The organism is Pseudomonas paraglycinae, assembly GCF_021601625.1.
GTDB classification, from domain to species: domain Bacteria; phylum Pseudomonadota; class Gammaproteobacteria; order Pseudomonadales; family Pseudomonadaceae; genus Aquipseudomonas; species Aquipseudomonas paraglycinae.
The window spans coordinates 1-26,297 of sequence record NZ_BQHR01000006.1 but is presented as its reverse complement, the minus strand read 5'-3'; the positions used below and the strand labels follow the sequence as shown (position 1 = coordinate 26,297).

Here is a 26,297-nt window from a genome sequence, read left to right as displayed (position 1 = left end):
GTTCAAGGCACAGCGATGCAGCAGGGGGTTACAGCAGGTCGTCGAACAATGGCTCCGGCAGGCCTTTTATGCCGGGGTTGAGGGCGAACACGCCGCCGGCCAGCGATTGCGGATCCTGGTCGTCGCCGGGGCGAATCGAAGTCACGAACAAGGTGTCCATCCGGCTGCCGCCGAAGGCGCACATGGTGGGTTTTTTCACCGGTACCTGCAGCGAGCGGTCAAGGCGACCGTCGGGGGTAAAACGATGGATCAGGCCGACGTCGTTGGCGCAGATCCAGTAGCAGCCATCGGCATCCACGGCTGCGCCGTCGGGGCGGCCATAAAAATGGTTCATGTCCACGAACACCCTGCGGTTGGAGGGTGTGCCTGTCTCGGTGTCGTAATCGAAAGCCCAGATCAGTTGCACGTTCGGGTGCGAGTCCGACAGGTACATGGTTTTGCCGTCCGGGCTGAAGCCCAGACCGTTGGGCACGATGAAGCCAGCAAGCTGTGCCTCGATCACGCCTGTTTGCCCGGCACCGTAACGATAGAGCCGGCCCTCGGGCAGATTCAGGCCCATGTTCAGCACCATGCTGCCGGCCCAGAACCGGCCCTGACGGTCGCAGCGACCGTCGTTCAGACGCATGTCCTGACGGCTGTGTCCGACGCTCGCCAGTTGCTCGCTGTCGAGGCTGCCATCGCTGTGCGGTTGCAATTGAAAGAACCCGCTCTCCATACCGGCCACCCAGCCGCCCTCGCTGTGGCGGGCGAGGCAGGCAAGCATTTCGGGAGTCTTCCAGGCATGGACGTGGCCAGTGTCGGCGCTCCAGCGTTGCAGACCACCGTTGGGGATATCGACCCAGTACAAGGCGTTTTCCTGTGGCACCCAGACCGGGCTTTCACCGACCGCGTTGCGGGCGTCGACGATCAATTCGGCTTGCATACTCATTCCCTTGGTTTGTGCTTTTGGAGACGGACAAGCGCAGCGATCAATCGCCGAACGGGCCGGCCGCAACGAAGGCGCCGCCCTGATAGATCCGCGCCGGGTCATCGCTGGCGGGCATCGGCTGCGCCTCGACCTTGTCGCGAAACACTTCGGACGTGTCTTTGGCCTCGAAACCGAGGTGGCTGGCGAAGCGGTTGTCCCACCACACGTCTTTGTTGGCGGACATGCCATAAACCACGGTGTGGCCGACGTTGGGGGTGTACAGCGAACGTTCGAGCAGTTGAGTGAGGTCGTCGAAGCTCAGCCAGGTGTGCATCATTCGGCGGTTCTGTGGTTCGGGAAACGACGAGCCGATGCGGATGCTGACGGTTTCGATGCCATAGCGATCGAAGTAGAAACTGGCCATGTCTTCGCCGTAGGACTTGGACAGACCGTAGTAGCCGTCGGGGCGACGAGCAGAGCTGGCGTCGAGGTGTTCGTTCTGTTTGTAGAAGCCGATGACATGGTTGGAGCTGGCGAAGATCACCCGCTTCACACCGTGTCGGCGTGCCGCTTCATAGATATGGAATACGCCGCAGATGTTGGCGCCGAGGATTTCTTCGAAGGGGCGCTCCACCGAGACACCGCCGAAGTGCAGGATCGCATCCACGCCTTCGACCAGCTGATGCACGGCAGCTTTGTCGGCGAGGTCGCAGAGCACGATTTCTTCGCGGTCATCGATGGCCGGGGCGAGGGCAGCGATGTCCGACAGGCGCAGCACGTTGGCATACGGGCGCAGACGTTCGCGCAAGACTTTGCCCAGGCCACCGGCGGCGCCGGTCAGCAGCAGGCGATTGAACGGAGTTGGGGCGGTGGGGGTGGACGTCATGGCAATCCCTTACACGTTGTTATTAGGTTTGTTGTAGGTTGTCGTATGACTGCGCTGAAGTATCGGTAGGGTTTCCGGAACTTGTCAACGCGACTTTCGGTGTAAGTGACGGAAGGCCGATTCACCCTCCGTTCACCCCATGCCGGGGTTTACAACAACGAAATCGGGTAACTGATGAAGATCCGGTTCTCGTCGAATTCATTGGTGCTGAAGTCCCGGCGAATCGTCGCGTTGCGCCATTTGACGTTGAGGTTTTTCAGCGGACCGCTCTGCACGGTGTAGGCCAGTTCCGATTCACGACCCCATTCCTTGCCATCGGTGATGGTGCCGGTGTGCACGTTGTCGCCGCTGATGTAGCGGTTCATCAGCGTCAAGCCGGGGACGCCGAGGACGACGAAGTTGTAGTCGTGGCGGATCTGCCAGGAACGCTCCTGCGCGTTGTCGTAACTGGCGTTGTAGCTGTCGTTGGCCAGGGTGCCGCCGCTGGTTCCGTTGACGCGCATCCAGGCATCGTCGCCGCTGAGCTTTTGCAAGCCGATGTAGAACGTGTTGCCGCCGTACCGGGCCGAGAGCATGGCGAATGCGGTTTTGTTGTCGAGGTCGCCGGCCTGGGCGCTGCCGTCTTCCTTGCCGGTGAAGAATCCGAGGTTGGCGCCCAGTGTCCAGTCGCCCAGTGGCTGGCTGTGGCTGAGGTTGAAATACTGCTGCTGGTAGATGTCGCTGAGTTCGGCGTACCACAGACCGACAAGCGTGCGTTTGTCGTTGAAGGTGTATTCGCCGCCACCGAAGTTGAAGCGGTCGGACGTGAATGCGCCGCGGCCGTTCATCGACATGTCTTCCATGCTCGCGTCGTTACGCGGGCTGTTGCCATGGAACTGGCCACCGTAAAGGGTCAGGCCATTGATTTCGGTAGAAGTGATCTGGCCGCCCCGAAACGTCTGGGGCAGGGAGCGACCATCATCCGAGCGCAGGATGGGCAACACCGGCATCCATTCGCCGACCTTCAATTCGGTCTTCGACACCTTGGCCTTGAGCGCTACACCCAGGCGCCCGAAATTGTCCGCCGGGCGCCCGTCATCGTGGATCGGTAGCAGTTGCGTACCGCCGGTGCCTTTGCCGCCATCGAGCTTCTGCGAATACATGCCCAGCACGTCCAGGCCAAACCCGACCGTGCCCTGAGTGAAACCGGATTTGGCGTCGAGGATGAAGTTCTGTGTCCACTCTTCAGCCTTGCCCTGCGGATAGTTCGGGTTGACGAAGTTGCGATTGAAGTAGGCGTTGCGCAGGTTCAGGGTGGCTTTGCTGTCTTCGATGAAGCCTTCGGCGTCGGCGCCCATCGGCAAGGCGAGGGCGAGACTGCTGCAGCCGATCAGGCTCAAGGTGGAATGCGGGCGGGGGATAGAAAAACGGGACGTGCGGACGGAATTGCAGACGAATGTGCTCACTGTGACGCTCCCTGTTTCATTTGTTGTTTTTATTATTTGTTATACGTCGTCGTACAACATGGTTGCGGATATTTGCGAGGTTTTCCGGAAAAGTCAACAGGGCGTCGTACGATGACTTCCCGTGAGCGAGCAGCCCTCCAAATGCTGTGAGGAAGGCTGCTTCGGGCCGCTTTTATTGGTTGTAGAGCGCCTCCGTGTTATCGATCAGTGGATTTTTTTCGGTCAGCACGATTTGTGCGATCTGATCCTTGCGCATGAAACTCACCTTCGGATGCGACTGGGCGTACCGGATAAAACGCTCCATGGCCTCGACCATCGCGGGCGTGCCGCCAATACGGTCGTGCAGGCTCACCGACATCATCCGCCGCTTGCTCGCGCCTTCGGCGTAGAGGCGATCGAATTCCAGCACCAGTTGCTGGTAGAACTGCTCGGCGGAGAAATGCCGGCCCTCAATCAGCACGATGTCGTTGTTGCGCAGGGTGTACGGCACCACGGCGAATTTGCGCCCACGGACCATGGTCACGAACGGCTCATCGCGGCTGACATCGTCGATGTGATAGGTGAAGTTCAGATCCTGCAGCACCTTCAGCGTATTGGGGCTGCGCCTTAGCCAGTTGGCGTTGTAGCCGACCGAGCGCTGGCCGGTGATTTTTTCCACCGCCGCGACGCCGTCGCCGATGAACTGTTTTTCCTGGGCGTAGTTCATGTTGTACGAATCGGCCCAGCGCATGCCGTGGGCCGCCAGTTCATGACCGCGCTCGGCAATCGCCTTGGCCAGTTCCGGGTGCTTGAGCGCCGCTTCGCCGACCACATGGGAGGTCACTTTGATGCCGGTGCGATCCCACAGATCGAGCATGCGCCACAGGCCTTCCTTGTAGCCGTAATCAAACCAGGTCTGCGCCGGCAGGTCCGGATAACCTTTTGGCAGCGGTGTACCCGAGAATGGGCTTTCTGCGCCTTCGGGCTGGCCGCCGGTTTCGAATTGCATCGACACCGAAATCACCAGTTGCGAGCCATCCGGCCACGGGCGTTCCTGGGCAAAGGCGAGGGCGGGCAGCAACAGCGTGGCGGCCAACAGGTTTTTCAGCAGACGCGGGGAGCGTTGCCAGCGGGGAATGGTCATAACGGGCACCTTGCAGGTTGAGAAGTGCCGCAAGGTTGGCATTCGCCAGGCCCTGGAAAAATCCGCTGCGGGCGAGATGACTTTTAAACAAAATTTACGAATTGCGATGCACGAATTCCTGGTGGGAGCGAGCAGGCTCGCTCCCACAGGGATATGTGTTTGGCTGCAGTTTTGCGGCAAACTCAAGCCATCACCGTATAAGGCCAATCAATGAACCAATACGCCCCGCGCAACTGGCAGCCGCACGAGAAGCCCAGTCTGCCCGGTTCCCCCTCGACGCCGCTGCACTCCAACCCCAAGCGCCTGGCTTATGCGCTGGTGGGCGTGCTTGTGGCGGTGACCGGTGGGCTGGGTAATGCGCTGGTGGTCGCCAACCTGCCTTACCTGCAAGGCGCGCTCGGGGCGACCACGGCGGAGATGGCCTGGCTACCGGCGGCGTACGTGATGACCAACGTATCGATGAACCTGCTGCTGGTGAAGTTTCGCCAGCAGTTTGGTCTGCGGGCGTTCACCGAGGTGTTTCTGGTGCTGTATGCGCTGGTGACCTTCGGCCATCTGTTCGTCAATGACCTGAATTCGGCGATTGCCGTGCGTGCGGCCCACGGCATGGTCGGCGCGGCGTTGAGCTCGCTGGGCCTGTATTACATGGTGCAGGCGTTCCCGGCCAAATGGCGGATGAAGGCGCTGGTGCTGGGCCTCGGCACTTCGCAGCTGGCCTTGCCACTAGCGCGACTGTTTTCCGAAGACCTGCTGCAGATCGCTGAATGGAGCGGCCTGTACCTGTTTGAGTTGGGCATGGCGTTGCTGTCGCTGGGCTGCGTCCTGATGCTCAAACTTCCGCCGGGTGACCGGTTCAAGACCTTCGAACCCCTCGACTTCCTGACGTTCGCGATCCTTGCGACCGGCGTTGCGCTGTTGTGCGCGGTGTTGTCCTTGGGGCGGATCGACTGGTGGCTGGAGGCCGACTGGATCGGTATCGCACTGGCCGCTTCGATTGCGCTGATTCTCGCGGGGCTGGCCATCGAACATAACCGCAGCAACCCGATGCTGATGACCCGCTGGCTCGGCAGCGGGGTGATGATCCGCCTGGCGCTGGCGGTGATCCTGATTCGCATGGTGACCTCGGAGCAATCCACTGGCGCCGTGGGCTTCATGCAGAACCTGAACATGAGCAGCCAGCAACTTCATAGCCTGTATGTGGTGATGCTGATCGGCAGCGTCGCCGGGCTGCTGACCAGTGCGCTGACCATCGACCCGAAACACCTGCTGATGCCGCTGATCATTTCGCTGGCGTTGATGGCCACCGGCTCGATCATGGACAGCTCATCGAACAACCTGACCCGCCCCGGCAACCTGTATTTCAGCCAGTTCCTGCTGGCGTTCGGCAGTACCTTTTTCCTCGGCCCGACCATGGTGCTGGGCACGCGCAACGTGCTGACCAACCCGCGCAACCTCGTGAGTTTTTCGGTGTTGTTCGGGATCTGCAACAACCTCGGCGGCCTGATTGGTGCGGCGTTGCTGGGGACGTTTCAGATCGTGCGCGAGAAGTTTCATTCCAGCCACATCGTCGAGCAACTGGTGCTTTCCGATCCGCGTGTAGCCGCCCGGGTGCAGAGCGGCGGGTCGGCGGTCGGCTCCGTGATTGCCGACCCGAGTCTGCGCAATCTGCAGGGCATTCGCAGCCTGGCCAACGCCGCTACCCGCGAAGCCAACGTACTGGCCTATAACGATGTGTTCATGCTGATCGCGGTGATCGCGATCCTGACCATGATCTGGATTTCCATCCGTGCGCTGTGGCTGATCAGCACCACCAAAGCCGTCGCCCCGACACCTTCCGTACCTTCCAGCGGTGCCACTTCTTCATGACCGAACCGACTACCACGACCACCAATGCCATCGCCGCCACCCCTGAAGGTGTGGCGCCGCCGTCATCACCGAACACCGAGCCGCGCTCGTTGCGGGTGCGGATCATCTCGTCGCTGGGGTTTGCCGCGATTGCCATCGTCGGTGTGCTGATCGTGCTTTACGCCTGGCAGCTACCGCCGTTCAGCAGCGCAGTTGAGACCACCGAAAACGCCTTGGTGCGCGGGCAGGTGACGATCATCGGTCCGCAGCTCAGCGGTTATGTGTTTGAAGTGCCGGTGCAGGATTTCCAGTTTGTGAAGGAAGGGGATTTGCTGGTGCGTCTTGATGATCGTATCTATCAGCAACGTCTCGACCAGTCGCTGGCACAACTGGCGGTGCAGAAAGCTTCACTGGCCAACGTGGTGCAGCAGCGCAACAGCGCCGAGGCGACGATCAAGTTACGTCAGGCGGTGGTGGCCGACAGCGAAGCGCAGCTACGCAAAAGCGAGGCGGATCTGCGACGCAACAAAGCGCTGGTCAATGACGGCTCCGTGTCCAAGCGCGAGATGGACGTGGCGCTGGCCGCCAACGCCCAAAGCATTGCGGCGGTGGCGCAGGCCAAGGCCAATCTGGAAATCGCCCGGCAGGATCTGCAAACGGTGATCGTCAATCGCGGCTCTCTGGAAGCGGCGGTGGCCAGCGCCGAGGCGGCGGTGCAGCTGGCGCGGATCGACTTGTCCAACACTCGGATCATTGCTCCACGTGACGGTCAGTTGGGGCAGATTGGCGTGCGCCTCGGCGCCTACGTCAACTCCGGGGCGCAGTTGATGGCGCTGGTGCCGAACCAGAAATGGGTGATCGCCAACCTCAAGGAAACCCAGATGGACAATGTGCGCGTCGGGCAACCGGCGAGCTTCACCGTCGATGCCTTGAACCACCGCAAATTCACCGGCCACGTGCAGCACATCTCGCCGGGCACCGGTTCCGAATTCGCGTTGTTGCAGGCTGACAATGCCACCGGCAACTTCGTGAAAATCGCCCAGCGGGTGCCGGTGCGCATCACCATCGATCCGGATCAGCAGGAGAGCGAGCGTTTGCGGCCGGGGATGTCGGTGGTAGTCAGCATTGATACGGCGGCGGGGGACACCCAGAAACACTGACCTCAGGCGGCGATCATTGGCGGCAGGGTGCCGAGCACGGACACCGCCGCCACGGCGCCGATCCCCAGCAGCCATTCGAGCATGACGCTGCGCTTGAGGATGTCGATCCGCTGTTCGCAATCGTTGATCCGCAGGCGATTGAACAGCGCCAGTGCAAGCATGCCGAACACCAGCAGCGCCTTGATCAGCAGGATCAGGGCGAACCCCGAGAACAAAGGCGTCGGCCACCATTGGCCGGTGAGCACGCGCACGTTGATCAGCCCGGTGATCAGCAGGCCGGCGACCAGTGCGTAACCGAGTCCGCTGAAACGCTGCAAGATTTCGCGCATGTCTTTGTCAGGTTGGCGCAGGATCATCACCAGCATCAGCAGCCCGCCGAGCCAGGCGCCGACACACGTCAGGTGAATGACTTGATTGAGGATCAGCATTTGCCCGCTGAAGCCATCGAGCATCGCCCCGTGTCCGACCGGTGCCAGCGTCATCAGCAGCAGCGCGCTCAGGCCCAGCCGCAATGGCCGGTTCGAACGCCACGGCGTAAACAGCAACGCCAGCAACAGCGCATTGATCAACAGATGCCAGCGCCAGACCTGACCGAAAAACGTATGACCGAGAACCAGCTCGACGGTGGCCGGATCAAAAGCGGCAGCCGCCGAACCGGCCATGCTTGCGGTAATCAACAACGCCCAGATGACGCCGCTGAGCAGGGCAATCGCCACCAGCCAGCGAGCCAGTCGCGCCAACTGCCGATCCAGTGCCGGCGCTTCACCCTTGAGCAGCAGCGGCCGGAACAGCCAGGCCCCGAACAGCATCAACACCACGATGAAATGCAGGAACCGGCACAGCACCAGCGCTTCACTCATGAATTACTGGCCAACCTTGAACTGATAGGCGCCTTCGCTTTTGTGCGTGTCGACCGACACCGCATGCCATTCGACCTTGTATTCGCCAGCGGTCAGTGGTGCTTCGGGGGTGACGATCAGGGTTTTCTTGTCACCTTCGGTGGTCAGCGGTTTGACCGCCACCGGCTTGCCGTCGTGGGTCACGGTAACTTTGGTGAAGCTGGCTTCGACGCCTTCGGAAAACACCAGACGCAGATCCGCCGGTGCGGCGACGGTGCTGTCGGCGGCCGGGGTCTGGCTTTTCAGATGGGCGTGGGCGAAGGCCTGGGAAGTGACGATCAGCGAGGCCAGCAGCGCGCCAGCGGTGAACAGTTTTTTCATCGACATGGAACGATTCCTTTCAGTGAAATGGCGGGCTGAGTATAGGACGTGGATCACAGGGCTTTCAGGCGCATGTGAATGACCGGAAAGGGCCGGCCTTCGCCGTCGAGTGCCGAGCGGCCGATGTCTTCGAATCCGTAGTGCCGATAGAAGCCGTGGGCTTGCGGGTTCTGTTCGTTGACGTCGACCTTCAGCAACGGGCGCCGGACGTGGTCGAGCAAGCGGCGGCCGATACCCTGGCCACGCTGAGCCGGGTCAATGAACAGCATTTGTACGGTGTCGTCATCGGTGGCGATGAAGCCTGCCGGGGAGTGGTCGGGGTTCTCGAAAACCTTCACATCCAGCGCGGGCAGGTAGGTGTCACGCACCAGCGGGAACAGCCGATGGATGTCATCTTCCGGGAGGAAGTCGTGAGTGGCGCGGACCGAGCGCTCCCACAGTGCGGCGAGCTGCGGATCATCCGCAGCGATGCGCTTTCGAATGGTCATGGACAGATCCTTCAGTGTCTGACGGGGAGAAGGAGGGCGATCCTAAACCAGAAAAAAGCCCAAGTGTGTGAAGAATCGTTCTCGGCTGTCGCCCCTTGCCCAGAGCGGATGCTAGTCTTCAACAACGTTGTCTTCAGGGAGCCCTCATGGGCAATCACAAGATCGAAATCCGCCGCACCAACGTCGACAAGATCCTGCTGGCGGCGGAAAAAGTCTTCGCCGAAAAAGGTTTCGGCGGCACCGCCATGGCGGACATCGCGGCTGAAGTGCAGCTGCCGCGATCCAACCTGCATTACTACTTTTCGACCAAGAGCGAACTGTACAGCGCAGTGCTGTTCGACCTGCTGGAAGTGTGGAAGCAGGACGCGCTGTGCTTCGAGATGTTCGACGATCCGCGCGTGGTGCTCAGCAGCTACATCCGCGCCAAGATGAACCACTCGCGCAGCCGGCCTTACGGGTCGAAAGTCTGGGCCAACGAAATCATCCACGGCGCCCCGACCCTCGGCGAGGCGCTGGATGTGAGCCTGTATGACTGGGCGAAGATGAAGGAGGCGAAGATCCGCCAGTGGGTGGAGGACAAGCGGATTCTGCCGGTGGAGCCGTCGAGCCTGCTGTACATGATCTGGGCGTCGACGCAGCACTATGCGGACTTTGATCATCAGGTGAATATTTTGAATGAGCATCAGCCGCTGTCGGACATGCAGTTCGAGCGGGCGGTGCAGACGGTGACTAGCGTGATTTTGCGGGGGATCGGGTTGGAGCCCTGAAAGTCAAAAGCTGGCCCTCACCCCAGCCCTCCCGAAACGTCGGACCGCCCGGAGGGAGAGGGGGCCGATCGAGGTGTCTTGCGAGCTACATCGACCTGCAAGACCGGGTCGATTATGGATTCAAAGCGCAGCTCTAGCTGCTTCGGTTATGGATTCAACGCAAGACTTTCACGTCGGTGTAATTCATCAATATCCCCCAATCAGTCCCCTCTCCCTCGGGGAGAGGGTTAGGGTGAGGGGACTTCTGGATCAGCAGGCAATCTAGACAGCAACGTGATACGGATTCCTCGGATCATGATTCCAGTCCAGGAACGGCTTCCCTGTCTCCATCGGCACCATCTCGATGCAATCCGCTACCGGGCAGGTGATCTGGCACAGATTGCACCCCACACACTCATCATCGATCACTTCATATTGATGCGTGCCATCGGCCTGTTTCAGGCTGCTGATGGCCTGGTGTGAAGTGTCCTCGCAGGCAATGTGGCAACGCCCGCAACCAATGCATGCCTCCTGGTCGATCTTCGCGATCACCTGATAGTTGATGTCCAGGTACTTCCAGTCCGTGGTATTGCCCACCGCGCGCCCGGAAAACTCGGCAATGCTGGCGTAGCCTTGACTGTCCATCCAGCGCGACAAACCATCCTTCATCTCATCGACAATCCGGAAACCATGCAGCATCGCCGCCGTGCACACCTGCACCGCGCCGCTGCCCAGTGCGATGAACTCCGCCGCGTCACGCCAGCTGCCAATGCCGCCAATGCCGCAGATCGGCAGGCCCTGGGTCTGCGGATCACGGGCGATTTCCGCGACCATGTTCAGCGCGATCGGCTTCACTGCCGAGCCGCAATAACCGCCGTGGGTACTTTTGCTGCCGACGGTGGGCAGGGCGACCATGTGTTCGAGGTCGACGCTGGTGATCGAGTTGATGGTGTTGATCAGCGACACTGCATCGGCGCCGCCCCGATGCGCGGCGCGGGCGGCGACGCGGATGTCGGTGATGTTCGGTGTGAGTTTGACGATCACCGGCAGCGAGCAATAGGTCTTGCACCAGCGCGTAACCTGCTCGACGTACTCCGGCACCTGACCGACCGCCGCGCCCATGCCGCGCTCGGGCATGCCGTGGGGGCAGCCGAAGTTCAGCTCGATGCCGTCAGCGCCGGTGGCTTCCACCAGTGGCAGGATGTGTTTCCACGACTCTTCGACGCACGGCACCATCAGCGACACGATCAGCGCTCGATCCGGCCAGTCCTTCTTCACCTGGGTGATTTCCCGCAGGTTGATTTCCAGCGAACGGTCGGTGATCAGTTCGATGTTGTTGATGCCCAGCACTTCGCGGTTGGCGCCGTAGTGCGCCGAATAACGCGACGACACGTTGACCGCCGCCGGGTCTTCACCCAGGGTTTTCCAGACCACGCCGCCCCAGCCGGCCTCGAAGGCGCGCACCACGTTGTAGGCCTTGTCGGTCGGCGGCGCCGAGGCCAGCCAGAACGGATTGGGGGCTTTGATACCGGCGAAGACAATCGAGAGATCGGCCATTTACGCAGCCTCCACATTGAGCATCAGTTGAGCGTTGATCGCCTCGGCGGCGCGCTTGCCGTGTTGCACCGCTTGCACGGTCAGATCCTGATCGAGGCTGGTGCAGTCGCCGCCTGCGTACACGCCGGGGATACTGGTGCGCAGGTTTTCATCGACCTGGATGCGTTCGCCCTGACGCTTGAGTTCGCGGGCCAGCGGGTCGGCGAGGGCGCTGCCGTCGAAGGCCTGACCGATGGCTTTGAAGATCGCATCGGCGGCCAGTTCGAACGTCTCGCCAGTGGTTTGCAGGCGACCTTCCACCAGATGGGTGCGGGCGAAGCGCATGCCGCGCACTTTGCCTTGCGCGTCGAGCAGCACTTCGTCCGGTTGTGCCCAGGTCAGCAGTCGCACCTGATTGGCCTTGGCGATGTCCTGCTCATGGCCGGTGGCGCCCATGTCTGCCGCGCCACGGCGATAGACCAGATTGACGTCGCGGGCGCCGAGGCGGGCCATTTGCACGGCCATGTCGATGGCGGTATTGCCGGCACCGAGGACGATGCAATGTTCGGCCAGCGGCAGTTGCGACAGGTCATCGGCCTGGCGCAGTTCGCGGATGTAGTCAGTGGCGGCGAGCAGGCCGGGGGCGTCTTCGTGGGCCAGGCCGAGTTGCTTGCTCGCATTGAGACCGAGGCCGAGGAACACTGCGTCGAACTGTTGATGCAGTTCGCTCAAAGTCAGGTTGTCGCCGAGTTTCTGGCCGTGACGGATTTCGATGCCGCCGATCTGCAGGAGGAAATCCAGTTCCTTCTGCGCGTAGTTGTCGACCAGTTTGTACTTGGCGATTCCGTATTCGTTGAGCCCGCCAGCCTTTTCCCGTGCCTCGAAAATCACCACGTCGTGACCGTGCATGGCGCTGCGATGCGCGCAGGACAAACCCGCCGGACCGGCACCGACCACGGCGATGCGTTTACCGGTGGTGGCGGCGCGCTGGAACGGGTGCTCGGTAAAGTGCGCGTTGTCCACGGCATAGCGTTGCAGCAGGCCGATCAGCACCGGCGCGCATTCGTGGGCGTTGTTGCGCACGCAGGCTTGCTGGCAGAGGATCTCGGTCGGACAGACCCGCGCGCAACTGCCGCCGAGGATGTTTGCCGAAAGGATTTTCTGCGCGGCGCCTGGCACGTTGTCCTGATGGATATTGCGGATGAACGACGGAATGTCGATCTCACTCGGGCACGCATTCACGCACGGCGCGTCGTAGCAGTACAGGCAGCGTGAGGCTTCCAGATGCGCCTGACGGTCGTTGAGCGGTGGCGCCAGATCGGTGAAATGGCCGGCGAGGGCGGCCGCACTTTCGTGCGGGTGCGGGAGATGGTTCAGGGTCTCGATCACGGTTTTTTGCCTCACGGTTATTTGAGGTTTTCTGCCTCTGTCGGGCAGTGGTTTTTTGATCGTTCCCACGTCGAGGCGTCGAACCGTCCGCGTGGGAATGCCTCAAGGGACGCTCCGCGTCCAGTGACGCGGAGCGTCACGGGCTGCATTCCCACGCAGAGCGTGGGAACGATCTGATCAGCGCTTGACGGCCACAGGCCTGTGCAACTCAGCCCGTTTGCTCAGCAAATCAAACACCGCCGGATACGCCGGCCGTTCGATATACCGGCCCGCCCCACGCTCGGCGCGCAGGTCGCCGTCGGCCCAGACCACCCGGCCCTGGCTGACGGTATGGCTCGGCACACCGGTCACGGTCTTGCCTTCGAAGATGTTGAAGTCCACCTGCTGATGGTGGGTCTTGGCGGAGATGGTGCGGGTGCCTTGCGGATCCCACAGCACCAGGTCGGCATCGGCGCCGACGCGGATCGCGCCTTTGCGCGGGTAGAGGTTGAAGATCTTCGCAGTGTTGGTGGAGGTGAGGGCGACGAAGTCCTGCATCGACAACCGCCCCGAGTTCACCCCTTCATCCCACAACACCGCCATGCGGTCTTCGATGCCGGCGGTGCCGTTGGGGATCTTGCTGAAGTCGTCACGGCCGGCGGCTTTCTGCTCGGCGCAGAAGCAGCAGTGGTCGGTGGCGGTGGTGTGCAGATTGCCGCTCTGCAGGCCATGCCACAGCGCATCCTGATGCCCGCGCGGACGGAACGGCGGGCTCATCACGTAACCGGCGGCGGTCTGCCAGTCCGGGTGCTGGTAGACGCTGTCGTCCAGCAGCAGATGCCCGGCCAGCACTTCGCCGTAGACCGGTTGGCCCTTGCTGCGGGCATAGGTGATTTCGTCGAGGGCCTCCTTGGTCGAGACGTGCACCAGGTACAGCGGCGTGCCGATGGTTTCCGCTATACGGATCGCCCGGCTCGCGGCTTCACCTTCGACCTGTGAGGGGCGCGACAGCGGATGCGCTTCCGGCCCGGTGATGCCCTGGGCCATCAACTTGCGTTGCAGGTGATAGACCAGCTCGCCGTTTTCCGCATGCACGGTCGGCACCGCGCCCAGTTCCAGGCAGCGCTCGAAGCTCGCCACCAGCGTGTCGTCGGCGGCCATGATCGCGTTCTTGTAGGCCATGAAATGCTTGAAGCTGTTGATCCCGTGATGGCTGACCAGCTCGGCCATTTCCTCCCGCACCTGCTCGCTCCACCAAGTGATCGCGACGTGGAAGCCGTAGTCGGAGGCGGACTTTTCCGCCCAGCCGCGCCACTGGTGAAACGCTTCGAGCAGCGACTGCTGCGGATTGGGAATCACGAAATCGATGATCGAGGTGGTGCCGCCGGCCAGGCCTGCGGCGGTGCCGCTGTAGAAATCTTCGCTGGCCACGGTGCCCATGAACGGGAGTTGCATGTGGGTGTGCGGATCGATGCCGCCGGGCATCAGGTATTGGCCGCTGCCGTCGAGTACTTCGGCGCCGGCGGGAACATCCAGGTTTTCACCAATGGCTTTGATCACGCCGTCAGCGCAATAGACATCGGCGCGGTAACTTTCATCATGGGTAACAACGGTGGCGCCACGGATCAACAGAGACATTCCGAGTTCCTCGCAGGCATGACCGACTTGTGCCGGTTCTAGTGTTTTATTGTTTGCAGCGCCAAATGCGTAATCTTGTCAGCGCTGTCAGGAATAGACGCTAGTCGCAGTTCTGCAATTGATCAAGATTATTTTTTATAAGCTTATGACTGCTTTAAATTGTTGATAAATAACGATAAAAATACAAAATCACCAAAATGGTGAGGCGCTTCACCATTTTGACGCACTTGACAGGTTGGAAATATGAGCAAGATTTCCTATGTGAAATCAGCCGCTTGAAGTTGAGCTGCGGGTGACGCGTTCTGAAGAAAAATAATGCAGTGCACCAGATTGAGTCCTGACAGTTCGGACAACTTGCCTGGCATTTAGCCTGAGTGTTCAGTCAAGTTTTCGCGGCCTCACAAGGTGAATAATTAAAACTGATAAACATCAGTCGGTTACAAAAAAATAGAAGCACGGCCCGATGCGAAAGCGGGGCACCCGGCACGTTTATTGATGCCGCCGCTGACACCATGGCCGGTGCATGAAAGTTGTCAGTTCCTCCGGCCATCGTCCGGCTCGCACCTGCGTGTGCAGCCGCCTGATGAGCAAAAAAATAATCAGAAGAACAGTGGAGCGGCCATGCAACAGAACAGATCGCAAGTGACCGAGCGCGACGGCTTGTTCGAACTCGAAGCCGGCAGCGACGTCCTCGACAGTCCCCGTTACAACCACGACATGGCACCGACCAAGGTGCGCGAACGAACCTGGAACAAATGGCACATCACCGCGCTGTGGGTCGGCATGTCGATCTGCGTGCCGACCTACACCCTCGGCGGCGTCCTCACCGCGTATTTCGGCCTTAGCGTCGGCGAGGCCTTGCTGGCGATTCTGTTTGCCAACGTCATCGTCTTGATTCCCCTCACGCTCAACGCGTTTCCCGGCACCAAGTACGGGATTCCGTTTCCCGTGCTGCTGCGCTCGTCGTTCGGGATTCTCGGCTCCAACGTGCCGTGCCTGATCCGCGCGCTGGTGGCGTGCGGCTGGTTCGGCATCCAGACCATGTTTGGCGGGCTGGCAATTCACCTGTTTCTCGGCTCGGTGTTCGAGGGCTGGAAATCCCTTGGCGGGACGGGGGAGGTGATCGGTTTCATGGTCTTCTGGGCGCTGAACCTGTGGGTGGTGATCCGTGGCGCCGAGTCGATCAAATGGCTGGAAACCCTGTCGGCACCGCTGCTGGTGGCGGTCGGCATCGGGTTGCTGGTGTGGGCCATGCCGAATGTTTCGATGACTGAACTGCTGGCGATTCCGCCGAAGCGTCCCGAGGGCGCGAGTGTGGTCAGTTACTTCGCCGCCGGGCTGACGGCGATGGTCGGTTTCTGGGCCACCCTGTCGTTGAACATTCCCGACTTCAGCCGTTATGCCCGCAGCCAGAAGGATCAGATCCTCGGGCAGATTTTCGGCCTGCCGCTGACCATGTTCCTGTTCGCCGCACTGGGCGTGGTGATGACCGCCGCCTCGGTGAAACTGGTGGGCGTCAGCGTCTCCGATCCGGTGACTTTGATCGGCCACATCCAGAGCCCGGTATGGGTCGCGGTGGCCATGGCGCTGATCATCATCGCCACGCTGTCGACCAACACCGCCGCCAACATCGTTTCGCCAACCAACGACTTCCAGAACATCGCGCCCAAGGTGATCAACCGCACCAAAGCGGTGATTCTCACCGGGTTCGTCGGGCTGGCGCTGATGGGCCATGAGCTGCTGAAAAAGCTTGGGCTGATCGTCTCCGATGTCAGCCTGGAAACCGTGTATTCGAACTGGCTGCTGGGCTATTCCAGCCTGCTCGGGCCGATCGCCGGGATCATGGTGGTGGACTATTTCCTGATCAAGAAACAGCAACTGGACCTGGCCGGCCTGTACCGCGACGACGTGTACCCGGCGTGGAACTGGGCCGGGTTCATCGCGTTCGGCGTGCCGGTGGTGCTGACCTTGCTGTCGCTGGGCAGCAGCGCATTCAGCTGGTTCTACAGCTACGGCTGGTTCACCGGCTCGGCGCTGGGCGGGTTGATCTATTACGGGTTGTGCGCGATGCGTGCGCAGCCTTCTGCCGTGAAAACACCGGTATAGCAGATGATCGTTCCCACGCTCTGCGCGGGAACACAGCCCGGGACGCTCCGCGTCCCCACAGCGGACGCAGAGCGTCCATGGATGAATTCCCACGCAGAGCGTGGGAACTAACTGCCTGAGGAGATCCCCATGAACGCAGCCGTAGACGTTCTGCAATCGACCCATCAGCACATCAACCGCGACCGCTTGTGGGCGTCGCTCATGGAGCTCGCCAAACTCGGCGCCACGGTCAAGGGCGGGGTCTGTCGCCTCGCGCTGACCGACCTTGATCGCCAGGCCCGCGACCTGTTCGTGCAGTGGTGCAAGGACGCCGGTTGCAGCGTCACGGTCGATGAAGTCGGCAACATCTTCGCCCGTCGTCCCGGCGGCAACCCGAACCTGCCGCCGGTGATGACCGGCAGCCATATCGACACCCAGCCCACCGGCGGCAAGTTTGACGGCTGCTTCGGCGTGCTGGCCGGCGTCGAAGTGCTGCGCACCCTCAACGACCTCGGCGTGGAAACCGAGGCACCGCTGGAAGTGGTGGTCTGGACCAACGAAGAAGGCTCGCGCTTCGCCCCGTGCATGATGGGCTCCGGCGTGTTCGCGGAAAAATTCACCCTCGAAGAAACCCTGGCCAAGATCGATGCCGACGGCGTCACGGTCGGTGAAGCACTCAACGCCATCGGCTACGCCGGGCCGCGCAAGGTCAGCGGGCACAAGGTCGGCGCCTATTTCGAAGCACACATCGAGCAAGGCCCGATTCTTGAGGACGAGCAGAAAACCATCGGCGTCGTGCTCGGCGCACTGGGGCAGAAGTGGTTCGACCTGAAACTGCGCGGCGTCGAAGCCCACGCCGGCCCGACCCCGATGCACCTGCGCAAGGACGCACTGGTCGGCGCCTCGGTGATCGTCGGCGCGGTCAATCGCGCGGCGCTCGGGCACCAACCCCACGCCTGCGGCACCGTCGGTTGCCTGCAAGCCTATCCCGGCTCGCGCAACGTCATTCCCGGCGAAGTGCGCATGACCCTCGATTTCCGCCACCTGGAACCGGCACGCCTCGACTCGATGATCGCCGAGGTCAAGCAAGTCATCGAAGCCACCTGCGAAGAACACGGCCTGACCTATGAACTGACCCCGACCGCCGACTTCCCGCCGCTGTACTTCGAAAAAGGCTGCGTCGAAGCCGTGCGCGGCGCCGCCAAAGGTCTGGGCCTGTCACACATGGACATCGTCAGCGGCGCCGGCCACGACGCGATTTTCCTCGCCGAACTCGGCCCGGCCGGGATGATCTTCGTGCCGTGCGAAGGCGGCATCAGCCACAACGAAATCGAAAACGCCGCGCCGGACGATCTGGCGGCCGGGTGTGGGGTGTTGCTGCGGGCGATGCTGGCGGCTTCGGCAGCGGTGGCGGGGGGACAACGCGCTATTCCTTGATCGCCGACCCCTTGCGACGGTTACTGCCGTTCGGATTGCCAACGTCCAGCAATCGTCTTTCCACCAGCACATTCTCGAGCGCCTGGCGTTCGGCCGGCGCCATCTCGTGCTCGCGCTTTTTCAGCTCCAGCAGGATGGGGCTGGACCAGGTGCGATAGGTCTGTTCGATGAGGCGGCTGGATGTCATCAGTCTCTCCTTGATCAAGAGCCCGGTGTAACCGGCAGGGGCTCAATCCGATGAGGTACTAACGTTAGTCGACAAAAGCGCATGGCGCTAATGCCGCCGGCGGGAGCCGACGAGGCGAATCGTCGCACCGTCGCTCCCACCGGTCATGCATCAATCGTCGACCCTCATCATCGCCTGCACACCCTCCCAGGCCTCGGCCCGCATCCGCTCGATATCCAGCCCCGGAATCACGCCGTTGTCGACGACGATCCGCCCACCCACCAGGCTGTATTTCACGGCAATCGGCTCACCCGCGACGACCGGTGCGACGGCGCTGTCGTGGAAACCGTAGAAGCGTGGGTGGTCGAGACTGTAGATCACCAGATCCGCTGCCTGGCCGACTTCCAGCGTACCGACCGCGCCGAGGCCGAGCACTTGCGCGCCGCCGGCCGTGCCCCAGTGGATGACGTCTTCGGCGGTGGTGGCCGAGGCGCCTTGTTCGGCGCGGTGGATCAGCCACGCGGTGTTGGCTTCGCCGACCATGCTTCCGGATTCGTTGGAGGCCACGCCGTCGACGCCGAGGGAGATCGGCACGCCGGCTTCATACATCTGCGGGATTGGCGCGACGCCGCTGCCGAGCCGGGCGTTGCTCACCGGGCAGTGGGAGACGCCGGTGCCGGTCTGGGCGAGCATGCGGATTTCCCCCGGTTGCAGGTGCACGGCGTGGGCGAACCAGACGTCCGGGCCGAGCCATTCGTGTTCGGCGACGAATTCCACCGGCAGGCAGTTGTACTTGTCGCGGCAGAAGTTCACGTAGTTCTCGGTTTCAGACAGGTGCGTGTGCAGGCGCAATCCCATGCCTCGGGCGGTGTGCGCCAGTTCGCGCAACAGCGTTGGCGGCAGCGAGAAGGTCGGCGTGGTTGGCGCCACCACCACCCGGCGCAGAGCATCCGGGGTGTCCTGGTGGTAGCGCGATTTCAGCCGTTCGATATCGCCGACCATTTGCTCCAGTGATTCCGGTTGCAGCGCGGTTTTCGAGAAGCCTGGGTGTGCGCTCGCCGACTCCAGCGCACCGCCACGGCAGAGCACGAAACGCAGGCCGAATTCCTCGGCGAGGTCGAACAGCAAGTCGCCGGTCTCGGTGCTGCCGTGGGCGTGGTAGAGGTAATGGTGATCGGCGCAGGTGGTGACGCCGGACAGCAGTAGTTCGACCATCCCCAGCCGTGCGGCGATCCGCGCCAGTTGCGGGGTGAAGCGGTTCAGGCGCGGATAGGGCACGCTGGCCAGCCAGCCTTGCAGGTCCTGATTCAAGCCTTCGGGCACGGCTTTGAGCAGGTTCTGGAACAGGTGATGGTGGGTGTTGATCCAGCCCGGGTAGACCACCGAATTTCGCGCGTCGATCACTCGTTCACCGGGTTGCGGCTCAAGGTTGGCGGCCATTTCCGCGATACGGCCGTTGACCACGCGGATGTCCACGGCGCCGGCCCGGGCACGGGGGCCGCGCAGACCGGTCATCACCGCCACCGGGTGCTTGATCAGGATGTTTTGAAGTTGAGTCATGGGCAGCTCCAGTCAGAGGATATGCGAGGCGGATTTGCCGGCTGTGGTTTCTGGCACGCTGACGCCGTTGAGCGCCGCGTTGAGCAGCACCGACACCAGGCAGGCGATGACCACGCTGCTGTGCAGGAACGGCTGTGACCACTCGGGCAGTTGTTTAAACAGGGTCGGGGCGAGCACCGGCACCAGGGCGGCGGCGATGGTGAAACCGACGATCAGCACGTTGTAGCGATTGCGTTCGTAATCGACCTTGGCCAGGGTCTGGATGCCCGCTGCCGCGACCACGCCGAACATCGCGATGCCGGCACCGCCCAGCGCGGCGGTCGGCATCGAGGCGATGATCGCCCCGGCTTTCGGCACCAGCGCAATCGAGCACATCAACAGACCGCTGATCGCCACCACCCAGCGGCTGCGCACGCCGGTCAGGATCACCAGACCGACGTTCTCCATGAAGGCAATGAACGGAAACGCGGCGAACATCCCGGCGATGGTGCTGGCCAGGCCATTGGCGCGCAGGCCGTTGATCACCTGTTTGTCTTCCACCGGTTTGTCGACGATGTCGCCGATGGCCACGAACAGCCCCATGGATTCGACCATCTGCACGATCATCACCACCACCATGGTGGCGATGGGGATCAGACTGAAGGTCGGCAAGCCGAAGTAGAACGGATAGGGCACGGTCAGCCACGGCGCGTCCTCGACGCTGTGAAAGTTGCCCATGCCCAGACCGTAAGCCAGACCGGCGCCCACCAGCATCCCCACCAGCACCGCCATGTTGCGCAGCAACGGGCTGCCATAACGGTTGACCAGCAGGATGGTCAGCAACACCACCACGGCCACGGCGAGAAACGCCGGCGCGCCGAAGTTGCTCGCGTTGCGCCCGCCGCCGACCCATTCATAGGCAATCGGGAACAGCTGCAGACCGATCACCGTGACGATGCAGCCAGTTACCACCGGCGGGAAAAACCGTCGCAAGCGGCCCACGAACGGCGCGATCAACATGGTGAAAATCCCCGCACCGATCACCGCCCCGCAGACCCCGGCGAACCCCACCTCCGGGTTGCTGCCGATGGCGATCACCGGCCCGACGCTGCTGAACGCCACGCCTTGCAGAATCGGCAGGCGTACGCCGAACTTCCAGAAACCGACGGTCTGCAACAGGGTGGCGATGCCGGAGCAGAACAGCGTGGTGCTGATCAGCACCACCGTGTCGGCGTGGGACATCTTCAAGGCACTGGCAACAATCAACGGCACGGCGATGGCGCCGATGTACGAGACGGCCATGTGCTGCAGGCCGAGGGTGAGCATCTGTCGCACCGGCAAGATGCGGTCGACAGGGTGGACGGTGGAGGAGGAACTGGCTGACGACATGGGGAATCACCTCTAGCTGTTGTTATTCGGTACAGAGGGGTATTCGTTCTGTGTGCCCGGAACCGCCATCCACCGGCTCCGATGCCGGGTTTCAGCCGGCCAGGCAGGCGGCGAAGCCCTGGTTCAGCGCCGCCCGATCCAGGTCGCGGCCGATGAACACGATCTTGCTCGAGCGCGGCTCGCTGCCCCACGCGGTCGAAGCGCGGAACTCCACCAGGCTGTGCACGCCTTGCAGCACGTAGCGCTGGTCTTCGTTGGCCACCGCCAGCACGCCTTTCATGCGGTACAGGTTGTCGGCTTGAGCACTGCGCAATTCGCTGATCCAGCGGTGGAACGCCATCAGGTTGACGGCGCCGTCCACGGCGATGCCCACTGAGGACACGCTCGGGTCGTGCACGTGATCGGGCTCTTCAGCGTGATGGTCATGCTCGTGGTGATCGTGCTGATCCGCGCCGATTTCCATCAGCTTCTGCGTGCATTCGAAGGCGCCGATGCCGAGGATCTTCGACAGGTCGATCTGTGCGTGGGTCGAGGTCACCAGATCCGCCGTGGCGTTCAATCCGCGGATCTTGCCGCGCAGGGTTTCCACCTCTTCGGAACTGACCAGATCAACCTTGTTGATGACGATGCGGTCGGCGCAGACGATCTGATCCACGGCCTGATTGTCGACGCCGTCCAGTTGCAAATCTTCCAGGTGCTGGGCGATGTGCTTGGCATCGACCATGGTCACGATGGCGTCGAGTTCGACTTCCTCGGCGATCGGGTCGTTGATGAAAAAGCTCTGGGCCACCGGGTACGGGTCGGCCAGACCGCTGGTTTCGATCAGGATGTGGTCGAGCCGCACCGGACGCGCCACCAGTTCGCGGACGATCCGCACCAGATCCTCGCGGACTTCGGCGGTGCAGCAGACGCAGCCGTTGACCATTTCGTAGATTTCTTCGGTTTCGGAGCTGAGCACCAGGTCGCCGTCGATGCCGACTTCGCCGAACTCGTTTTCGATCACCGCGATCTTGCGGCCGTGGTTCTCCTTGAGGATGTAATTGAGCAGGGTGGTTTTGCCGGCACCGAGGAACCCGGTGAGGATGGTGACCGGGATTTTGGTGTTCGGGGTCGGGGCGTTGAAGGGGGTGTTCATGTGAGGCTCCTTGGTATTGATAGACCGGTGCACGATGAAGGGGAGTGAGGCTGGATTTGGCTGGGGGCCGGGGTTTCACCCCAGCGCAGCGCGGTGCCGGCATCGAGGCCGAACAGGTCGAGGACGCGGCCGAGGCTGTGATCGACCATTTGCGCCAGGCTGTCTGGGCGGGCGTAGAAGGCCGGTACCGGCGGGGCGATGATGCCGCCCATCTCGGTGACGGCGGTCATGTTGCGCAGGTGGGCGAGGGTCAGTGGCGTCTCGCGGGCCATCAGCACCAGGGTGCGGCGCTCCTTGAGGGTGACGTCGGCGGCGCGGCCGATCAGCCCCGATGACGTGCCGGTGGCGATCTCCGCCAGCGTCCTCATCGAACATGGCGCAACCACCATGCCCAGGCAGCGGAACGAACCGCTGGCGATCCCGGCGGCGACGTCATCGGCGCGGTGGTAGTGGCTGGCGAGGGCTGTGACGTCGGCCAGTTTGTAATCGGTTTCGTGGGCCATGGTCAGCAGCGCGGCGCGGCTGATGATCAAGTGGCTTTCGATGTTCAGCTCGGCCAGCAACTCCAGCAGGCGCACGCCGTAGATGAACCCGGACGCGCCGCTGATGCCGACCACCATCCGCTGGCGGTTCACGATGGCAGACTTTCAAGCAGTTGCCGGGCACGTTCGAGCACGTCCTGATCGAGCTGGGCCTTGATCCCGTCGAACCCCGAGCCACGCGTGGCATCCAGACCCATGCGCGAGGTGGTGCCATTGACCGAGGACGACGGATCCAGGGGGCTGCCGGGCAAACCGTCAATCGTGAAGATGTCGAGGTGCGGCTGGAAATGCGTGGCCAGCGCCCACAGCACCTGGCTGTCGTCGGTGAGGTCGATATCGCTGTCCACCGCGATCACGGTTTTCAGGTACGGATCCCAGCCGAGCAGGGCCAGCATGATCTGCCGCGCCTCGCCGTCGCGGCTTTGATCCAGCGCCACGTAGCAATGAAAATGCGTGCCGGAGTTCGGGTAATGCACGGCGGTGACGGCGGGGAAGCGTGCCTTGAGCTTCTCGCTCATCTCCGCTTCACGGGGCAGTCGCGCCAGGGTCAGGTGTTCGGCGTAGCGCCCGCCCATCACGTCCACCAGCCACGCGTCCTTGCGCCGCAATAGGGTGTCGACGCGCAGCACGTTGTTGGTCGAACGGTCCGAGGAATAACCGCTGAATTCGCCGAACGGGCCTTCTTCGGCATAGGCCGTCGGGTCTATCGCACCTTCGAGCACAAACTCGGCGTAAGCCGGCACGCCGATGCCGTAGCGCGGAGTCTTCACCAGTTCCAGCGGCGCACCGAACAGCCCGCCGGCCACCGCGCGTTCATCGCTGCCATAGGGCAGCCGTGCAGCAGCGGCGAGCATGAACAGCGGATGCGCGCCGACCACCATGGCCACGCGCAGTTCTTCACCGCGTTCGCGGGCGGTCTGCAACATCCGCCACAGATGCCCGCGCGAGTGCAGGCTGGTAGCCAGGGCCTGACGGGCGTGACGCATCGAGCGGTGGTAGCTCATGTTGGCGATGCCGGTCTGCGGGTCCTCGGCGATGATGATCGCGTTGGTGATGTACGGGCCGCGATCACTGTCGAAATGCTTGAGCATCGGCAGTAGCGCCAGGTCCAGGGTTTCGCCTTCGAAGACTTCGTCGAGTATCGGGCCGGTTTCGACGTAGCGCGGCGCGATCGGCTGGTTGGCGTGGGTCTGGAAGGTTTCGTGCAACTGCGCGGCGCTGACGCCGAATAGCCGTGCGATACGCCGGCGGGAGGCGAACAGATTGGTCGCCACCGGCACGCCGAGGTTGCCGACGTTTTCGCAGATCAGCAGCGGATCGCGACCCTGGGCGGCGAGGGCATCGACCAGGGCGGTGACCTCCTGATCGGCAGAAAGGGGTTGGGTGATGGTCAGCACATCGTCCGGGTACTGGCGGCGATAGGCGTCGATGAATACGTGAAAATCCTGAGAGTCGCCGAGCGTCGAACGGGTCATGGTTTCACCTCGTAAAAAGCAGGCGCGCAGGGGTGAGGCTGGCGTTCGATCGACAAGCCGTTGGCCTGCCGGTCGAGCGAACGCCGGATCATCTTCGCGCCTGTAAAGTCGCTGTGTGGCTGGGTTGAAGCCGGGTCAGACCCTGTTTAGAGATAGGTCGTGGTCAGACGAATGTCCGCTTCGGCCAAATCCTTGGGCGGCGGGGTCGGTTCGATCCCGCACAACCGGGCGATGTTGTTGCCCAGGTAATCCTCAAGGTGATCCTCGTCGATCCCCAGGCCCTGCGGCGCCGGCGAGCACAGCACTTCCAGCTCGCGCAGCCACATGCCCGGTTCGTTCGGCGGCGAGTCAGTGCCGAACACGATCTTGTTGCGCGGCAGCTCCTTGGCGAACTCGACGATCCGCGACTGGAAGCACCAGCCGGATTCGCAGTACACGTTCGGCGTGTCCATCGCCATCCAGAACGCCTCGAACGAGTAGTTGCCGCCGGTCTGGATGCCGAAGTGACCGATGATGAAATTGACCATCGGGAACTCGCGGATGATCGGGTAGAACATCGTCGGAATGGTGTACGGGCCGTCACCGGTGTGGATCAGCACCACGATGTTGTACTTGGCGCAGACCTTCATCGCCGGACGCAGCCAGTCGAGTGCGCGATCCGGGCGATAGCCGTGCATGTTGGCGTGCAGCTTGAGCATCTTGAAGCCGTATTCCTTGATGTGGAATTCCAGCTCTGCCGCACCGTTTTCCGGTCCCCAGCGCGGGTTGAAGTTGAAGTTGCCGATGAAGCGGTCCGGGTACTTCACGCACAGTTCGGCGACATACGACATATAGTCACGCACGCCCTCGCGGCCACGGCGGTTGCCGTCGCGATAACCGGTGTTGCCCGGTGGCGGCTGGATGAAGCCCATGTCGATCCGGCGCGGCTTGCCGTTGATCATGTACGGGCCGTCCATCAGCTTGAGCATGCGCTCGCCGGTGAACGGTTCGCCGGTGTGGCGCCAGGCCTCGTCGACCAGGTTGGTGGGGTGCAGATGGGTGTCGATGATCATCGGTTCAGCTCCTGGCCAGTTGGGTGGAGACGGGGCGCTTGAGTTGCGCCTCTGCTTCGGAAACGGAACGCGGCGGCGGGGACGGCTCGAGGCCGATCATCCGTGCGGTGTTGTTGCCCAGGTAGTCTTCGAGGGTGTCCTCGTCGAGGTTAAGGCCCTGCGGCGGCTCGTGGCAGAGCACTTCGAGCAGGCGCAGCCACATGCCCGGTTCGTTCGGCGGGGTGTCGGTGCCGAACAGGATCTTGTGGGTCGGCAGGACTTTGGCGAACTCGACGATCCGCGATTGCAGGCACCAGCCGGACTCGCAATAGACGTTGGGCAGCTCCATCGCCCACTGCATCGGTTCGAACACGTAGACGCCGCCGGTCTGCACACCGAAGTGGGCCATGATGAAATCGACGTTGGGGAACTCCTTGATCATCGGCACCCATTCCGACGGGATGCTGTAAGGCCCGTCGCCGGTGTGCAGCTTGACCGGGATGCCCAGCTCGGCACATTTCTCGAAGGCCGGACGGACCCAGTCCAGCGCGCGGTCAGGACGGTAGGCGTGCATGTTGGCCTGCATCTGCACCATCTTGAAACCGTGTTCTTTCACGTAACGCTCGATCGCCTCGACGCCGTTTTCCACGCCGCAGCGCGGGTTGTAGACGAAGCAGCCGATGAAACGGTCCGGGTAGGTCTGGACCATTTTCAGGGTGTAGGCCATGTAGGCGTCGATGGATTCGCGGCCCGACAATTCGCCGTCGGTCCAGGTGTAGATGGTGTTGCCCTGCGGCGGCTGGATGAAGGCTTTGTCGATGCGGCGAGGCTTGCCGTTGACCATGTACGGGCCATCCATCATCTCCAGCAGACGCTCGCCGGTGAACGGGTCACCGTCATGCCTCCAGGCGAGGTCCACGAGATCCGTGGGATAGCAGCTGATATCGATGATCATTGAAGTCGATCTCCTGATAGCGGGGAAGGGAGCCTTGCGGCTCACAGCATCCACGTCCCGGGCAATCGGCCGTTTCTATGCGCAGCACTCGCGCATTCCCTCGCCTGTTCGCATCCGGCCCGGGTGGGTGGTTGCTTGAGGCGAGTATTGGAAGGCGGGGGAGGGTTCGTACAATATTAAT

23 protein-coding genes are annotated in these 26,297 nt (G+C 62.2%); 5 read left to right on the top strand and 18 right to left on the bottom strand.

Annotation, left to right across the window (positions count from 1 at the left end; genetic code table 11):
* Window positions 1–28 precede the first annotated feature (28 nt).
* The 4 genes from L6D82_RS10470 to L6D82_RS10455 all read right to left on the bottom strand — a co-directional run bounded on the left by L6D82_RS10470 (window position 29) and on the right by L6D82_RS10455 (window position 4,361).
* Window positions 29–922: an SMP-30/gluconolactonase/LRE family protein gene (locus L6D82_RS10470; protein ID WP_236188949.1), complete on the bottom strand. Its 894-nt coding sequence runs from the start codon at window positions 920–922 to the stop codon at window positions 29–31.
* 46 nt (window positions 923–968) lie between these two features.
* Window positions 969–1,793, bottom strand: coding sequence for an NAD-dependent epimerase/dehydratase family protein (locus L6D82_RS10465; RefSeq protein ID WP_102687767.1), 825 nt, complete (start codon window positions 1,791–1,793; stop codon window positions 969–971).
* 149 nt (window positions 1,794–1,942) lie between these two features.
* A complete protein-coding gene (locus L6D82_RS10460; RefSeq protein ID WP_373870902.1) occupies window positions 1,943–3,130 on the bottom strand; it encodes an OprD family porin in 1,188 nt (395 codons plus the stop codon).
* Between the two features lie 280 nt (window positions 3,131–3,410).
* Window positions 3,411–4,361 (bottom strand): polysaccharide deacetylase family protein, encoded by a 951-nt coding sequence (locus L6D82_RS10455; RefSeq protein ID WP_102718262.1) that lies wholly within the window; start codon window positions 4,359–4,361, stop codon window positions 3,411–3,413.
* A gap of 210 nt (window positions 4,362–4,571) precedes the next feature.
* Between L6D82_RS10455 and L6D82_RS10450 the strand changes: the two genes are divergently transcribed.
* Together L6D82_RS10450 and L6D82_RS10445 are read left to right on the top strand one after the other, a co-directional pair.
* The gene (locus tag L6D82_RS10450; protein ID WP_236188946.1) at window positions 4,572–6,227 is read left to right on the top strand and encodes an MFS transporter; all 1,656 of its coding nucleotides are present in this window, start codon (window positions 4,572–4,574) and stop codon (window positions 6,225–6,227) included.
* Entirely contained in the window at window positions 6,224–7,366 is a 1,143-nt protein-coding gene (locus L6D82_RS10445; RefSeq protein WP_039767224.1) for an HlyD family secretion protein, read from the top strand. The genes L6D82_RS10450 and L6D82_RS10445 overlap by 4 nt, the downstream gene beginning before the upstream one ends.
* Before the next feature lie 2 nt (window positions 7,367–7,368).
* Here the strand turns inward: L6D82_RS10445 and copD are convergent, their stop codons facing one another.
* From copD to L6D82_RS10430, 3 genes are read right to left on the bottom strand one after another with little or no spacing between them, the layout of a single operon-like run.
* A complete protein-coding gene (gene copD / locus L6D82_RS10440; RefSeq protein WP_236188945.1) occupies window positions 7,369–8,226 on the bottom strand; it encodes a copper homeostasis membrane protein CopD in 858 nt (285 codons plus the stop codon).
* Window positions 8,227–8,229: 3 nt separating this feature from the next.
* Window positions 8,230–8,592: a copper homeostasis periplasmic binding protein CopC gene (gene copC, locus L6D82_RS10435; protein ID WP_064380527.1), complete on the bottom strand. Its 363-nt coding sequence runs from the start codon at window positions 8,590–8,592 to the stop codon at window positions 8,230–8,232.
* A 47-nt stretch (window positions 8,593–8,639) separates the two neighbouring features.
* Entirely contained in the window at window positions 8,640–9,074 is a 435-nt protein-coding gene (locus tag L6D82_RS10430; protein WP_134023202.1) for a GNAT family N-acetyltransferase, read from the bottom strand.
* Between the two features lie 146 nt (window positions 9,075–9,220).
* Here L6D82_RS10430 and L6D82_RS10425 point away from each other — a divergent pair, with 146 nt between their 5' ends.
* A complete protein-coding gene (locus tag L6D82_RS10425; RefSeq protein WP_007952885.1) occupies window positions 9,221–9,841 on the top strand; it encodes a TetR/AcrR family transcriptional regulator in 621 nt (206 codons plus the stop codon).
* 261 nt (window positions 9,842–10,102) lie between these two features.
* Here L6D82_RS10425 and preA read toward each other — a convergent pair whose 3' ends face one another.
* From preA to hydA, 3 genes are all read right to left on the bottom strand, one after another.
* Complete coding sequence (gene preA / locus L6D82_RS10420) at window positions 10,103–11,377, bottom strand: NAD-dependent dihydropyrimidine dehydrogenase subunit PreA (protein WP_102687762.1); 1,275 nt, start codon at window positions 11,375–11,377, stop codon at window positions 10,103–10,105.
* Entirely contained in the window at window positions 11,378–12,745 is a 1,368-nt protein-coding gene (locus L6D82_RS10415; protein WP_236188941.1) for an NAD(P)-dependent oxidoreductase, read from the bottom strand.
* A gap of 177 nt (window positions 12,746–12,922) precedes the next feature.
* Window positions 12,923–14,362, bottom strand: a complete 1,440-nt coding sequence (hydA, locus tag L6D82_RS10410; protein ID WP_085648341.1) for a dihydropyrimidinase — start codon at window positions 14,360–14,362, stop codon at window positions 12,923–12,925.
* Between the two features lie 621 nt (window positions 14,363–14,983).
* Here hydA and L6D82_RS10405 point away from each other — a divergent pair.
* Window positions 14,984–16,468 carry an NCS1 family nucleobase:cation symporter-1 gene (locus L6D82_RS10405; RefSeq protein WP_102718265.1) on the top strand — a complete coding sequence of 495 codons (1,485 nt, stop codon included), beginning with the start codon at window positions 14,984–14,986 and terminating at the stop codon, window positions 16,466–16,468.
* Window positions 16,469–16,597: 129 nt separating this feature from the next.
* Window positions 16,598–17,884, top strand: a complete 1,287-nt coding sequence (locus tag L6D82_RS10400) for a Zn-dependent hydrolase (RefSeq protein ID WP_236188940.1) — start codon at window positions 16,598–16,600, stop codon at window positions 17,882–17,884.
* Here L6D82_RS10400 and L6D82_RS10395 read toward each other — a convergent pair.
* The 8 genes from L6D82_RS10395 to L6D82_RS10360 all read right to left on the bottom strand — a co-directional run bounded on the left by L6D82_RS10395 (window position 17,874) and on the right by L6D82_RS10360 (window position 26,116).
* Window positions 17,874–18,071 carry a hypothetical protein gene (locus L6D82_RS10395; RefSeq protein ID WP_236188939.1) on the bottom strand — a complete coding sequence of 66 codons (198 nt, stop codon included), beginning with the start codon at window positions 18,069–18,071 and terminating at the stop codon, window positions 17,874–17,876. The genes L6D82_RS10400 and L6D82_RS10395 overlap by 11 nt on opposite strands.
* A 150-nt stretch (window positions 18,072–18,221) precedes the next feature.
* Window positions 18,222–19,610 carry an amidohydrolase family protein gene (locus L6D82_RS10390; RefSeq protein WP_236188934.1) on the bottom strand — a complete coding sequence of 463 codons (1,389 nt, stop codon included), beginning with the start codon at window positions 19,608–19,610 and terminating at the stop codon, window positions 18,222–18,224.
* Between the two features lie 12 nt (window positions 19,611–19,622).
* Complete coding sequence (locus tag L6D82_RS10385) at window positions 19,623–20,978, bottom strand: nucleobase:cation symporter-2 family protein (RefSeq protein ID WP_236188933.1); 1,356 nt, start codon at window positions 20,976–20,978, stop codon at window positions 19,623–19,625.
* A gap of 91 nt (window positions 20,979–21,069) precedes the next feature.
* Window positions 21,070–22,113, bottom strand: a complete 1,044-nt coding sequence (locus L6D82_RS10380) for a CobW family GTP-binding protein (RefSeq protein ID WP_236188930.1) — start codon at window positions 22,111–22,113, stop codon at window positions 21,070–21,072.
* Window positions 22,110–22,733, bottom strand: a complete 624-nt coding sequence (locus tag L6D82_RS10375) for a UbiX family flavin prenyltransferase (protein WP_129974135.1) — start codon at window positions 22,731–22,733, stop codon at window positions 22,110–22,112. The genes L6D82_RS10380 and L6D82_RS10375 overlap by 4 nt, the downstream gene beginning before the upstream one ends.
* Before the next feature lie 11 nt (window positions 22,734–22,744).
* Window positions 22,745–24,130, bottom strand: a complete 1,386-nt coding sequence (locus L6D82_RS10370) for a UbiD family decarboxylase (protein WP_236188928.1) — start codon at window positions 24,128–24,130, stop codon at window positions 22,745–22,747.
* A 146-nt stretch (window positions 24,131–24,276) separates the two neighbouring features.
* Window positions 24,277–25,182 (bottom strand): amidohydrolase family protein, encoded by a 906-nt coding sequence (locus L6D82_RS10365; protein WP_007952854.1) that lies wholly within the window; start codon window positions 25,180–25,182, stop codon window positions 24,277–24,279.
* A gap of 4 nt (window positions 25,183–25,186) precedes the next feature.
* A complete protein-coding gene (locus L6D82_RS10360) occupies window positions 25,187–26,116 on the bottom strand; it encodes an amidohydrolase family protein (RefSeq protein ID WP_236188927.1) in 930 nt (309 codons plus the stop codon).
* Window positions 26,117–26,297: the final 181 nt, after the last annotated feature.

Excerpts from the sequence above, each read along its gene's own strand:
- L6D82_RS10365 (WP_007952854.1), bottom strand. The coding sequence starts at position 25,182 with ATGATCATCGACACCCATCTGCACCCCACCAACCTGGTCGACGAGGCC.
- L6D82_RS10390 (WP_236188934.1), bottom strand. The coding sequence starts at position 19,610 with ATGACTCAACTTCAAAACATCCTGATCAAGCACCCGGTGGCGGTGATG.
- L6D82_RS10405 (WP_102718265.1), top strand. The coding sequence starts at position 14,984 with ATGCAACAGAACAGATCGCAAGTGACCGAGCGCGACGGCTTGTTCGAA.
- L6D82_RS10455 (WP_102718262.1), bottom strand. The coding sequence starts at position 4,361 with ATGACCATTCCCCGCTGGCAACGCTCCCCGCGTCTGCTGAAAAACCTG.
- L6D82_RS10465 (WP_102687767.1), bottom strand. The coding sequence starts at position 1,793 with ATGACGTCCACCCCCACCGCCCCAACTCCGTTCAATCGCCTGCTGCTG.
- L6D82_RS10375 (WP_129974135.1), bottom strand. The coding sequence starts at position 22,733 with ATGGTGGTCGGCATCAGCGGCGCGTCCGGGTTCATCTACGGCGTGCGC.
- L6D82_RS10385 (WP_236188933.1), bottom strand. The coding sequence starts at position 20,978 with ATGTCGTCAGCCAGTTCCTCCTCCACCGTCCACCCTGTCGACCGCATC.
- L6D82_RS10470 (WP_236188949.1), bottom strand. The coding sequence starts at position 922 with ATGCAAGCCGAATTGATCGTCGACGCCCGCAACGCGGTCGGTGAAAGC.
- preA (WP_102687762.1), bottom strand. The coding sequence starts at position 11,377 with ATGGCCGATCTCTCGATTGTCTTCGCCGGTATCAAAGCCCCCAATCCG.
- L6D82_RS10380 (WP_236188930.1), bottom strand. The coding sequence starts at position 22,113 with ATGAACACCCCCTTCAACGCCCCGACCCCGAACACCAAAATCCCGGTC.
- L6D82_RS10360 (WP_236188927.1), bottom strand. The coding sequence starts at position 26,116 with ATGATCATCGATATCAGCTGCTATCCCACGGATCTCGTGGACCTCGCC.
- L6D82_RS10445 (WP_039767224.1), top strand. The coding sequence starts at position 6,224 with ATGACCGAACCGACTACCACGACCACCAATGCCATCGCCGCCACCCCT.
- L6D82_RS10425 (WP_007952885.1), top strand. The coding sequence starts at position 9,221 with ATGGGCAATCACAAGATCGAAATCCGCCGCACCAACGTCGACAAGATC.
- L6D82_RS10460 (WP_373870902.1), bottom strand. The coding sequence starts at position 3,130 with ATGGGCGCCGACGCCGAAGGCTTCATCGAAGACAGCAAAGCCACCCTG.
- copD (WP_236188945.1), bottom strand. The coding sequence starts at position 8,226 with ATGAGTGAAGCGCTGGTGCTGTGCCGGTTCCTGCATTTCATCGTGGTG.
- L6D82_RS10395 (WP_236188939.1), bottom strand. The coding sequence starts at position 18,071 with ATGACATCCAGCCGCCTCATCGAACAGACCTATCGCACCTGGTCCAGC.
- L6D82_RS10430 (WP_134023202.1), bottom strand. The coding sequence starts at position 9,074 with ATGACCATTCGAAAGCGCATCGCTGCGGATGATCCGCAGCTCGCCGCA.
- L6D82_RS10370 (WP_236188928.1), bottom strand. The coding sequence starts at position 24,130 with ATGACCCGTTCGACGCTCGGCGACTCTCAGGATTTTCACGTATTCATC.
- L6D82_RS10450 (WP_236188946.1), top strand. The coding sequence starts at position 4,572 with ATGAACCAATACGCCCCGCGCAACTGGCAGCCGCACGAGAAGCCCAGT.
- hydA (WP_085648341.1), bottom strand. The coding sequence starts at position 14,362 with ATGTCTCTGTTGATCCGTGGCGCCACCGTTGTTACCCATGATGAAAGT.
- L6D82_RS10400 (WP_236188940.1), top strand. The coding sequence starts at position 16,598 with ATGAACGCAGCCGTAGACGTTCTGCAATCGACCCATCAGCACATCAAC.
- copC (WP_064380527.1), bottom strand. The coding sequence starts at position 8,592 with ATGTCGATGAAAAAACTGTTCACCGCTGGCGCGCTGCTGGCCTCGCTG.